Here is an 11712-nt window from a genome sequence, read left to right as displayed (position 1 = left end):
TCAGGTGCTGCTGGTCGAACTCGACGGCGAGCAGCTGGCGCAGGTCGAAAGCCTGCCGGTGCCGCGCGCGGTGGAGATGATCCGCATCGGCCGCGCGCCCCTGGCCGAAATCATTACCGCGCTGGAAGCGCTGCCGCCCACCGGTCTGTTCGACGACAACCTGCCCTGGCTGGAGGTACGCGTGCTGCTCGACGAGCCGCTGCCGGACCTGCGCCAGCGCATCGAAACCGCGATAACCGGCAAGGCCTGCCGACTGGTGCGCATCGCCAGTGAATACGCCGGCAAGCGCGGCGAGACGGAATCGGAAGTGCTGCTCGGCCTCGACCAGATCACCCCGCAGGAGCTGTTCGCCCGCGCCTGGGAAGAACAGTACGGCAACCCGGCGGACGAGCAGGCGCTGGACGATTTCGCCACTTTGCTGCAACGAGTCGAGTTCGCCCATGAGGAGATTGAGCGATGAAAATCCTCGCCATCCGTCTGAAGAACCTGGCCTCCTTGGCCGGCGAACAGATCATCGATTTCACCGCCGAACCCCTGGCCAGCGCTGGCCTGTTCGCCATCACCGGGCCTACAGGTGCGGGCAAGAGCACCATCCTCGACGCCCTGTGCCTGGCGCTATTTGGCAGCACGCCGCGGCTCGACAGCGTTTCGCCGCTGAACAAGGTCCCCGACGTGGAGGCCGAAATCGGCGGCGGCGATGAGCGCAACCTGCTGCGCCGAGGCTGTGGCGCAGGTTACGCCGAGGTGGATTTCGTCGGCGTCGACGGCCACCGCTACCGCGCGCGCTGGGAGGTCAGGCGTGCCAAAGAGAAGATCGACGGCAAACTGCAGGCCAGCAGCCAGAGCCTCACCGATCTCGACAGCGGCACGCTCCTGGCCAGCGGTAAAAAGCGCGAGTTCAAGGAACTGCTGGAAGCGCGCCTGGGGCTGACCCTGGCCCAGTTCACCCGCGCCGTGCTGCTGGCGCAGAGCGAGTTTTCCGCGTTCCTCAAGGCCGACGACAACGAGCGTGGCACCCTGCTGGAAAAGCTCACCGATACCGGCCTCTACAGTCGCCTCGGCCAGGCCGCGTTCGAGGCCGCCAAGCAGGCGAAGGAGAGCCTGACTCGCCTTGAACAGCAGGCCGGCGGCCTGCAGCCGCTGGAGCCCGAGCAGCGTGAAGTACTGGAGCGCGAACATCAGGCCCAGCTCGAAGAATTGAAGAAGCTGCAACAGCAGCTCAAGAAGCTGGAAGCCCAGCGGCAATGGCTCAGCGAACTGCAGCGCCTGGAAAACGAGCGCGAAGCGGCACGCCAGCAGCTGCAGGACGCCGAAGACGAGCGCGAGAGCCTGGCCGAGGCCCGCCGTATTCTCGAGCTGTTCGAATTGCTCGCGCCGCAGCGCCATCGTTTTCTGCGTCAGCAGGAACTCGAACCCCTGCTCGGCAAGGCCGCCGAAAGTCTCACTCGCCTGCAGCACGAGGCGCAAAGCCTGCAGCAACGTCTCGACAGCTTGCATCGCCAGTGCGAAGCCGCTGGCAACGACCTGCGCGCAGCCGAACAGGCGCGGCAGACGGCCGAGCCGAGGCTTGCGCAAGCGCGCCGCGAAGAGGAGCGCCTCAGCCATCTGAACGCCGACCTCGCCTCGATCCGCGCAGAAAGCGCCCAGGCCGATGCCACGGCCAGCGCCGGCGAGGCAACGCTCAAGCAGCTTGGTGAGCAGCAACAGCGCGCCGCCGAACAGCTGGCGACACTGACGCAGCAACTCGAGACCAGCGCAGCGTTGCAACCGCTCTGTGCAGCCTGGGGCGGTTACAGTCGGCGCCTGCAACAGGCCGTCCAGCTGGCGGCACGGCTGCAGCAAGGACAGAGCGAACTCCCGGCACTGGAAGCACAGGCCAAGGCTGCCGAAACCCGGCAAAGCCAGGCGCGCGAGGCGCTGGACAATCTGCAACGCGAGCGCGACAGCGAACTAGGGCTGGCCGAACAGCTGGCCGGTCTGCATCGACAGCTCGACGAATGGCGCCAGGCCGAGCGCGAAACCGAGGCCCTGCGCGAACTCTGGGCGCAGCAGCTCACGCTCACCGCCAGCCAGCGCGAACTGAGCGACGCCCACATCCGCCAGCAGGCCGAGCTGGACAGCCTGGTACCGCAGGGCAAACAGCTTCGTAGTGACCGTGATGCTGCCGAGCAGGCGCTGAAGGTTACCCTCGCCCTGCTTGAACGCCAACGCCTGGCACGCAGCGAGAATGTCGAAGCGCTGCGTGCGGCACTCGTTCCCGGCGAGCCCTGCCCGGTCTGCGGCAGCGACGAGCATCCCTGGCAGCAGACCGACGCGCTGGTCGCCAGCCTAGATCAGCACGACGACAGCGAAGCCGCGCGCGCTCGCCAGTCGCTGCAGGAACAGGACCAGTGTCTGCAGGAACTGCGGGATCGCCATGTCGCGCTCAGCACGCAGTTGCGCCAGACGCAACAACGCCAGGGCGAAGTGGAGGCGCAGCTGCAGGCCCTGGCACCGCGCCTCCTCGCCCTGCCCGCACACACGCGATTGCTTGAGCAGCCGGAAGCCGAGCGTTCGCAATGGCTGGAAGCGCAGCTGACGACACTCAAAGACCAGATCGCCAACACCAGCCAGCGTCAGCAGCAACTGCTCGCGCTGCAGCAGCGCAGCGAAACCCTGCAGCAAGCCTGGCAGGCCGCGCGCGAGGCCTGCGTCGAAGCGACCCAGCAGCTCGAGCGCCAGCGCGATGCCCTCGCCCGCGACGCCCAGCAGCTCGACGCAGAGCTGACGGCCTTCGCCGAGCTGCTGCCTGCCGAGCGGCTGCAGCGCTGGCGCGAAGATCCGGCGCAGACCTTTATGCAGCTGGACACCAGCATCGCCACGCGGCTGCAGCAACTGCAGGCGCAGACCGAGCTGGCCGATGAGCTGCGCCAGTGCGAGCAGCGCCGCAGCGACGAGCAGTTGCAACAACGCCATCGCCAGGAGAAACAGGAAAGCTGCAGCGCACGACTGACCGAGCGCGAGAAACTGCTGCTGGCCTGCCAGCAGGCGCTGCGTACCAGCCTTGGCGAACAGACCAGCGCCAGCACCTGGCAACAGCAGCTGGACGCGACCATCCAGGCTGCGCGGCAAACCCAGGCCGAGATTGATCGGCAGCTCAACGAGTGCAAGGTTGGCCTGACGCGACTGCACAGCGAGCAGCAGAACTGTCGCCAGCGCCAAGCCGAACTGGAACAGGAACGCGACGCGCTGAAAGCGGAACTGGCCACCTGGCGCACCAGCCACCCGCAGCTGGACGATGCCACCCTCGCCCAGCTGCTGCACATGGATGACCAGCTGATTGCCGAGGCGCGCCAGCGCCTGCAACAGAACGCCGAAACCCTGACCCGCTGTCGCGAGCGCCTGGACGGCTGCCTCAGTCGCCTGAACACGCACAAACTGCAGCAGGCCGAAACGCCGGACACCGAACGGCTGCAGCAGCGCCATGCCGAGCAACTGCAGCAGTGCGAACAGGCCGACCAGCGCTGCGCGGAAACCCGCGCCAAGCTGATCGACGACGACAAGCGCCGCAGCCAGAGCCAAGCGTTGCTCGCACAGATCGACGTCGCACGGGCCGAGCATCAGCGCTGGGGGCGCATCGCCGCCTTGATCGGCTCCAGCGACGGCGGCGCCTTCCGCAAGATCGCCCAGGCCTACAACCTCGACCTGCTGGTGCAGCACGCCAATGTGCAGCTGCGCCAACTGGCCCGGCGCTACCGGCTCAAGCGCGGCGGCAGCCCGCTGGGCCTACTGGTCATGGATACCGAGATGGGCGACGAGCTGCGCTCGGTGCATTCGCTGTCCGGCGGCGAGACCTTCCTCGTTTCGCTGGCCCTGGCGCTGGGCCTGGCCTCGATGGCCTCGAGCAAGCTCAGGATCGAGTCGCTCTTTATCGACGAAGGCTTCGGCAGCCTCGACCCCGAGTCGCTGCAGATCGCCATGGACGCGCTGGATTCGCTGCAGGCCCAGGGCCGCAAGGTGGCGGTGATCTCCCATGTGGCGGAAATGCACGAGCGCATTCCAGTGCAGATCCAGGTGCGCCGGCAGGGCAATGGGCAGAGTGATCTACAGATTGTCGGGGGGCTTTCATAAAGCTCGGCGCTGTCGCGCGGACATGCCGCCGTCGCTTGGCGACAGTCGGCACGACCTCGGCGGCTTCGAGCCCAATGTAGGCGCCCGCAAGTCAGCGCCGATCGCTGAACATTGCGCACCATCGCGGCTGGATGTTTTTCGAGCAACGCTCGAGCGGCCCTGGGGCGCGGCTTTGCTTGGAAACCACTGTCCTTGCGGCCATTCGTCCGCTTGTGTTTCCCCAGCACCAGCCGTAAGGTTCGCGCGTTTTCTTATCCGCCCAGGTGTGCACGACCGCAAGGTCCGCATTAAACGGGAAGCCGGTGCGCTCGATGAGCAAGGCCGGCGCTGCCCCCGCAACGGTAATCGACCGCGATCCTCAGGGATCGCCGTCCGCTCCACAGCCACTGTGTTCCGACATGGGAAGGTGAGCGTGATGCGTGTCGAAAGCCCGGAGACCGGCCTGACGGATTCGACTGGTGTTGCGGAGGGCAGCACCGTCAAGCGCTGCTGCCCGTCATCCCCCGCGCTTGTTCCTGCCCTCCTCAAAAGTCTGCGATCTTTTGAGGAATTCCAAGAATGAAACTGTCCCGACTTGCCCTGGCCGTGGCGCTGCTGCCTGGCGTGCAGGTGTTTGCTGCTGAGCAGGAGCTGCCAAGCATGCTCATTACCTCCGCCCGCCAGGCTGAACCCCGCGCCCAGGCGACGGCAGCCAATACCGTATTCACTCGCGCGGATATCGAACGGCTACAAGCCCGCAGCGTGCCCGAGCTGCTGCGGCGTGTGCCAGGCGTACAGGTGAGCAGCCCTGGCGGTGTGGCGTCGCTGTCGCTGCGCGGCACCGGCACCGCGCAAACACTGGTGCTGGTCGACGGCCAACGCATTGCCTCGGCCACCAGCGGTTTCGCCCGCCTCGACTACCTGGCTATCGACAACATCGAGCGTGTCGAAGTGATCCGTGGCCCGCGCTCCTCGCTTTACGGTGCAGATGCCATTGGTGGCGTCATCCAGATCTTTACCCGTGGCGGCAAAACCGGAATAAACCCGGAAGTCCGCTTGGCCGCCGGCAGCGACCAGACCTTCCAGCGCAGCCTGAGCCTCGCAGCCGGAACGGAGCAGACCCGCGTCCATCTTGGCGCCAGCCTCGACGAGCGCGACGGCTTCGATATCACCCGCGACAACCGCGGCGCCGATCGGGACAACGATGGCCAGCGCAACAAGGCGCTGCACCTGAAGCTGGATCACCAGTTCGATGCAAACTGGAAAGCGGGCTTGAGTCTCAACGACCAGCGCGGCAAGAACGAGTATGACGACGCCAATGATTTCGAACCCGGAACGCCGCAGGACGAGTTTCGGGTCAGCAGTTACAGCGGCTACCTGGACGGTCAGTTGACCGACATGTGGAATAGCCGTCTGGAACTGGGTCGCAGCTTCGATCGTAATCACGCCGTCGGCGCCGGCAGCGCTTGGAACAACACCCTGTTGGAAACCACGCGTCATTCGGCGGCCTGGATAAATCGGCTGCAATTGAGCGAGCGCCACCAACTGAGCGTCGGCGGCGACTGGTATGAAGACCAACTCGATTCCGCGACGATTTTTCAGGAAGACAGCCGCGACAATTCGGCTTTCTTTGCCCAGCACAGCTTTCAAGGCGAGCGCTTTGGCACCGAGCTCGGGCTACGCCACGATGACAACCAGCAGTTCGGCAGCCACAACAGCTGGAATGCCGCTGTCAGCCTGCCAGTGGGTGAGTCGCAGCGCTGGATTCTGAGCTATGGCGAAGGCTTCCGCGCTCCAACATTCTCCGATCTTTACGGACCGCCGTTATGGGGACCGAATCCGGACCTCAAGCCGGAGACCTCGAAGACCTATGAGTTACAATGGCGCGCCGAATTCGACGAGACCCAGCTGGAAGCCGCGCTTTATCGTACCGATGTCGAAGACATGATCGCCTGGGGCGAAAACCGGATGGGGAACGTCAGCCAGGCACGGATCAACGGTTTCGAAGCCAGTGCGGCGCGCGAACTGCTGGGCTGGCAGGCGAGCCTCGGCGTTAGCATCATCGATCCACGCGATCGGGACAGCGGCCATACTCTGGCGCGCCGGGCAAAGCGCACGCTCAGCATCGACCTTGATCGCACTTTCGGCACGCTTTCGGCTGGCGCCGGTTGGCACGTTTCCAGCGCTCGTTACGACACGATCGCAAACACCCGCGAGCTGTCCGGCTATGGCGTTTTTGATCTGCGCGCTGGCTGGCAGAGCCATCCGGAGCTGCGTTGGGAGGCGAAGGTCAACAACCTGTTCGACCGCGACTACGCGCTGGCGACCTACAACCGCCCAGACGGAACTAACTGGTGGGATCCGTCGCAGAATTACGGCTATCGCGAAGCGGGCCGCACCGCACTGTTCGCCGTCACCTGGACTCCCTCGCTGTAGCAGCGTCTACCGGCGCGCCCGCTCAGGGCGCAGCCGCCATCACCTCGCAGAGCTTCCTGATCGCCCCCAGCATCTGGAAGCTCGGTCGCTCCAGCCCCTTGTCGGGCACTTCAAGCAGTCGACCGCTGCGCACGGCACTGAGCTGCGGCCAGGCCTGCCATTCGTCCAGCTGCGCACCGCTACCGGCCAGAATGACTTCGGGATCGCGGGCGAGCACGGCTTCGATGCTGACCTGGGGCGCCGCCAGGGTCAGATCGGCGAAAACGTTTTGCCCACCACACACCTCGATCGCTTCGCTGATGATCTGCTGGCCGCCCAGGGTATACAGCGGGCGATTCCAGATCTGATAGAACACCCGCAGCGGCTCAGCGCGCGTGTAGTTGCTGCGTAATTCGGCGAGGCCTGCACGAAAGCGCCCGGCCAGTCGTTCGCCTTGTTCGGCGCGCCCGACGGCATTACCCACTACAACGAACTGCTCGGCCAGCCCTTCGAGACGGGTCTGCTCGACAACCAGAACGGGAATACTGAACTGCTGCAACTGCTCACGCTGACTGCGCGGCACACTGTCCGGCCAGAGCAGCACGAGATCAGGGCGCAGGCTGAGCAGGGTTTCCATCTCCACCTGGCCGTAGCGCCCAACCGAAGGTACCGACTGCAGCGCCGCTGGGCGCTCGCCACCATCCAGGACGCCAACCAGCCGGTCGGCAGCATCGAGTTCGAGCATGATCTCGCTGAGCGATGGCGCCAGACTCACCACCCGCTCGGCAGCCAACGCAGGCAATGACGCCAGGGAAATCAGCGCGGCGAGGAGTAGACGTCGCATCAACGCAATTGCCGCGGAATGCGGTAGAGCACCAGCAAGACCAGGCTGCCGAATACCAGCAACAGGCGAGCAACCGGCTCCATGCCGAACAGCGCACCCGCAGCACCGAACCAGGCCGGTAACGAGGCGATCAGCAGGCCGTGACGGCGCACGCGACGCAGATCGTTCCAGGCGTCGTCCTCCACCGGACCGTTCAGCGCCTGTTCGGTGGCGATCAGTGCATGTTTGAACCGGGTGAAGGCCCGCAGGCTGAAGAACAGCGAGACGAGGCCTGCAGCGAAGAGTGGCAGACCCCAGTCGGCAAACACCACCGATGTGCGCCCAAGCACCAGCACCGGTAGCACCATCAGCAGCGTATGCAGCCAGCCGTCACGTGCGAGCTGGCGAAGGGCGGCGGCGCGCGTCACGACTGCTCGGCTTCGCCTTGGTGAATCTCGCCGAGCATGTGGCCGAGCTTGCCGGCCTTGGTGGCGAGGTAGTTGCGGTTGTACGGGTTATGCGCGATCTGCAATGGCTTGCGTTCGGCGACGCGAATGCCGAAGCCCTGCAGCGCCTTGACCTTGCGTGGGTTGTTGGTCATCAGCTTGATCTCGGCGATGCCCAGGTGCTCGAGCATCGGCAGGCAGATGCCGTAGTCGCGCATGTCCGGGGCGAACCCCAGACGCTCGTTGGCCTCGACGGTGTCGGCGCCGGCATCCTGCAGTTCGTAAGCGCGAATCTTGTTCAGCAGGCCGATACCACGGCCTTCCTGGCGCAGATAGAGCAGCACGCCGCGGCCCTCGTCGGAAATCGCGCGCAGTGCCGCTTCGAGCTGGAAGCCGCAGTCACAGCGCAGGCTGAACAACGCATCGCCGGTCAGGCACTCGGAGTGCAGACGACCCAGCACCGGCTTGCCATCGGCCACGTCGCCGAGCGTCAGCGCGACATGTTCCTTGCCAGTGTCCTGGTCGAGAAAACCATGCATGGTGAACACACCGAACGGCGTCGGCAGTTGGGAAGCGGCGACGAACACGACAGACACGGGCGGAAATCCCAGGAGGCAGAAAAGCGGACATTGTAACACCAACTAACCGCGAATCTGGCTGGAGAGTTTGGTCGTCGACCGCGCCTATCGTGCCGTCAGGAAGCCGCTCAGGAGGTTTTCGACTCCAGCACCAGCACGCCCTGCTCCTCGCGCCAGCTGACGCGCCCGAGAAAGCTCATGCCGAGCAGCGCCTCGGTAGGCGAACCGCCCTCGACGACCACCGCGTCCACGCCGAGCACCTCGATCGCCCCGACCTTGACGCTGTTGAGATGCACGCGCCAGGCCTTCGCCGTACCGCTGGCGGTGCTCACCACCATGGGCCGACCGTTGACGCGGTAGTCGATGCCCAAGCGACGGGCCTGATGTTCGTTGATCGCCACCGAGGTGGCGCCGGTATCAACGAGAAACTGAATCGACTGGCCGTTGATCGCCCCGGCGATCCAGTAATGGCCGCCGGTGCCCTTTGCGACGCTCAGCTGGGTCTTGCTTGGCGCCGCGTAGGCGCCGCTGTATTCGCGACTCAGGTTGTAATGACGCTCAACGCCGTCGACGCGCAGCACCGCACCGCTGGCATCGGCGCTCACCACCTGGACGCCGCCAGGGCCGGTCTGACCGACCCTGACCAGCTTGCGCTGCCCGTCGACATTGACCACCGCAGCGCCCGGAAATAGCCCGACCACTTGCACCATGGAGGCGGCCTGCGCCAGCGCGGGCAGGAGCAACAGGCTGGCGAACAGAACGGAGACGCTACGCATGGCTATTTCTTCCTCGAAACCGGGCCCGGGGCGAACGCCGATCATCCTTCAATGGCCGACTGCCTGCAGCGACCGGACGCACAATCAAACCAACAGCGCCACCAGTCCCTGCATGACCGCCCAGGCCGCGACACCGGCGAGGATATCGTCGAGCATAATCCCCACCCCGCCATGGATATGCCGATCGACCCAGCTGATCGGCCAGGGTTTGGCGATATCCATCACGCGGAACACCACGAAGCCGAGCAGCATCCAGTACCAGCCTTCCGGCACCAGCCAGAAAGTGATCCAGATACCGACGAACTCGTCCCAGACGATCCCTTCGTGGTCATGCACGCCGAGTTCGCGCGCCACCTTGCCACACAGCCAGACGCCGAACAGCATGGTCAGGCCGAGCATCAGCAGATAACCCCACCCCGGCAGCAGTTGCCACAGCGGCACGAACGGCAGTGCTACCAGTGAACCCCAGGTACCCGGCGCCTTGGGCATCAGCCCGGAACCGAAGCCGAACGCCAGGTTGTGCCAGGGGTCGGACCAAACCAGGGTTTGCGGCTTGGCCGCGACTGGTGAGGATTCAGTCAAAACAGCGTTCCTTTCTCGGATCGGAGGTAAGCGATCGCATCGCAGCACTTACGCATTGAAATGGTTGTAACCACGTTCGGACACAGCGACTTCATTGCCCGCCGCATCGATCAGCTGCACACCCTCCCCTGCCAACACCCGGCCGATGACCTGTACCGGCCAGCCGGCGGCCTGCAGTGATACGAGCTCAGCAGCCGGCAGGGTGAACGCCAGCAGGTAGTCGTCGCCGCCGGCCAGCGCGCAACGCAGCGCTTCGGCGTCGCCGGCGAAGCGCCGCAAAGGTTCGGACAGCGGCAGGCGATCACGCACGATCTGCAAGGCCACGCCCGAAGCCTTGGCGATATGCCCACAATCGGCCAGCAGACCGTCGGAGATATCCAGCGCCGCCGTGGCCTTGCCTCGCAGCGCTTCACCCAGGGCCAGCTGCGGTTGCGGCGACCAGTAGCGTGCCAGCAGGTGTTCGGCGACGTCCGCATCGGCCTCGGCCTGGCGCAGCACCAGCGGCAGGGCACCAGCCGCCTCACCGAGCACACCGCCGACACAGAGCAGATCACCGACCTGCGCGCCAGACCGAACCAGCGCCTGACCGGACGGCACCCGGCCGAACACGGTGACGGTCAGGCTCAGCGGGCCGCGGGTAGTGTCGCCACCAATCAAACGCAGGCTGCAATCAAGCGCCATCGAATCCAGGCCACGGGCAAGTTCCGCCAGCCAGAGTGGATCGCCAGCAGGCAAGGTCAGGGCGAGAGTGAAACCGATGGGCGTGGCGCCCATCGCGGCGAGATCACTGGCCGCCACGGCCAACGCGCGCTGGCCGAGCAGGAAGGGATCGCAGGGATCGGGGAAATGCACCCCGGCGACCAGGGTATCGGTGGAAACCGCCAGCTGTGCGCCGACCGGAAGCTGCAGCAGGGCACAATCATCGCCGATGCCGAGAACGACATCGCCGCCAGCCCTGGCACAAGCGGCGGCGGCGAAGTAGTGACGGATCAGCTCGAACTCACCCAGCAAGGCGAGCAGCCCTCAGCGCTTGTGATTGCGCACTTCGGCGCTGCGCAGCGTGGGGGCCAGCTTGTCCAGCACGCCGTTGACGAACTTGTGCCCGTCGGTGGCGCCATAGACCTTGGCCAGCTCGATGCCTTCGTTGATGACCACGCGGTAAGGCACGTCGATGCGCTGCATCAGCTCGTAGGTGGACAGCCGCAGAATCGCCAGCTCCACCGGATCGAGCTCGTCCAGCGGACGGTCGAGATTCGGCGCGATGGCACCGTCGACTTCGCTCTTGCTGCGTGCGACACCGGTCAACAGCTCGTGGAAGTAGCTGCCGTCCACCCCGGAGAAATCGTTGTCGACGCGGAACTGCGCCTCGATTTCGTTGAGGCTCTGACCGGCCATGTGCCACTGATAAAGCGCCTGCATCGCCAGGCTGCGGGCAACCCGGCGCGTGGCGATCTTGCCCTTGGCCTTGGGCTGGGGAGCGTCCTGGCTATCGTCGTGATTCAGGCTCACTTCGCCTCCAGCTGCGACAGCAGGCTCACCATTTCCAGTGCGGAAAGTGCAGCTTCAGCGCCCTTGTTGCCGGCCTTGGTGCCGGAGCGCTCGATGGCCTGTTCGATGGAATCGACGGTCAGTACGCCGAAGGCGACCGGCACACCGAATTCCATGGAAACCTGGGCCAGGCCCTTGGTGCACTCACCGGCAACGTATTCGAAATGCGGCGTACCGCCACGAATGACCGCGCCGAGGGCGACGATGGCGTCGTATTCACCCTGCTGGGCGACCTTCTGCGCAACCAGCGGAATCTCGAAGGCACCCGGTGCGCGGATGATGGTGATGTCGTTCTCGCTGACGCCGTGGCGAACCAGCGCATCGACCGCGCCGCTGACCAGGCTCTCGACGACGAAGCTGTTGAAGCGGCCTACGACCAGGGCGTATTTGCCCTGCGGGGCGATGAAGGTTCCTTCGATGGTCTTCAGGGGCATGGGTGCTTTCTCATCTCTTTA

11 protein-coding genes and 1 riboswitch are annotated in these 11712 nt (G+C 65.2%); of the genes, 3 read left to right on the top strand and 8 right to left on the bottom strand.

Features of this window, described 5'->3' with window-relative positions; all coding sequences use genetic code 11:
• The 3 genes from LO50_RS19330 to LO50_RS19320 form a co-directional block, all read left to right on the top strand.
• On the top strand, nucleotides 1-460 hold a 460-nt coding region (locus LO50_RS19330), incomplete at its 5' end, for an exonuclease SbcCD subunit D C-terminal domain-containing protein (protein ID WP_044316045.1).
• Nucleotides 457-4110, top strand: a complete 3654-nt coding sequence (locus LO50_RS19325) for an AAA family ATPase (RefSeq protein ID WP_044316044.1) — start codon at nucleotides 457-459, stop codon at nucleotides 4108-4110. The genes LO50_RS19330 and LO50_RS19325, both read left to right, overlap by 4 nt.
• Nucleotides 4111-4353: 243 nt before the next feature.
• Nucleotides 4354-4570: riboswitch (cobalamin riboswitch) on the top strand.
• A gap of 98 nt (nucleotides 4571-4668) precedes the next feature.
• The gene (locus LO50_RS19320; protein ID WP_044316043.1) at nucleotides 4669-6525 is read left to right on the top strand and encodes a TonB-dependent receptor domain-containing protein; all 1857 of its coding nucleotides are present in this window, start codon (nucleotides 4669-4671) and stop codon (nucleotides 6523-6525) included.
• A gap of 22 nt (nucleotides 6526-6547) precedes the next feature.
• On the opposite strand, the gene LO50_RS19315 is transcribed toward LO50_RS19320, so the two are convergent.
• From LO50_RS19315 to ribH, 8 genes are all read right to left on the bottom strand, one after another.
• A complete protein-coding gene (locus LO50_RS19315) occupies nucleotides 6548-7348 on the bottom strand; it encodes a cobalamin-binding protein (protein WP_044316042.1) in 801 nt (266 codons plus the stop codon).
• Entirely contained in the window at nucleotides 7348-7755 is a 408-nt protein-coding gene (locus LO50_RS19310; protein ID WP_044316041.1) for a hypothetical protein, read from the bottom strand. The genes LO50_RS19315 and LO50_RS19310 overlap by 1 nt, the downstream gene beginning before the upstream one ends.
• Complete coding sequence (gene ribA, locus LO50_RS19305; RefSeq protein WP_003281750.1) at nucleotides 7752-8369, bottom strand: GTP cyclohydrolase II; 618 nt, start codon at nucleotides 8367-8369, stop codon at nucleotides 7752-7754. Before ribA ends, LO50_RS19310 begins: the two co-directional genes overlap by 4 nt.
• 110 nt (nucleotides 8370-8479) lie before the next feature.
• Nucleotides 8480-9127, bottom strand: coding sequence for a retropepsin-like aspartic protease family protein (locus LO50_RS19300; RefSeq protein WP_003281753.1), 648 nt, complete (start codon nucleotides 9125-9127; stop codon nucleotides 8480-8482).
• A gap of 84 nt (nucleotides 9128-9211) precedes the next feature.
• The gene (locus tag LO50_RS19295; RefSeq protein ID WP_023444676.1) at nucleotides 9212-9709 is read right to left on the bottom strand and encodes a phosphatidylglycerophosphatase A family protein; all 498 of its coding nucleotides are present in this window, start codon (nucleotides 9707-9709) and stop codon (nucleotides 9212-9214) included.
• Between the two features lie 48 nt (nucleotides 9710-9757).
• A complete protein-coding gene (gene thiL / locus LO50_RS19290) occupies nucleotides 9758-10720 on the bottom strand; it encodes a thiamine-phosphate kinase (protein ID WP_044316040.1) in 963 nt (320 codons plus the stop codon).
• Nucleotides 10721-10732: 12 nt separating this feature from the next.
• Nucleotides 10733-11218 carry a transcription antitermination factor NusB gene (nusB, locus tag LO50_RS19285; protein WP_003281759.1) on the bottom strand — a complete coding sequence of 162 codons (486 nt, stop codon included), beginning with the start codon at nucleotides 11216-11218 and terminating at the stop codon, nucleotides 10733-10735.
• Nucleotides 11215-11691 (bottom strand): 6,7-dimethyl-8-ribityllumazine synthase, encoded by a 477-nt coding sequence (gene ribH / locus LO50_RS19280; protein ID WP_003289143.1) that lies wholly within the window; start codon nucleotides 11689-11691, stop codon nucleotides 11215-11217. The genes nusB and ribH overlap by 4 nt, the downstream gene beginning before the upstream one ends.
• Between the last annotated feature and the right edge of the window lie 21 nt (nucleotides 11692-11712).

It is taken from the genome of Stutzerimonas stutzeri, from assembly GCF_000935215.1.
Taxonomy (GTDB): Bacteria; Pseudomonadota; Gammaproteobacteria; order Pseudomonadales; family Pseudomonadaceae; genus Stutzerimonas.
This window is presented reverse-complemented; position numbering and strand designations above follow the sequence as displayed.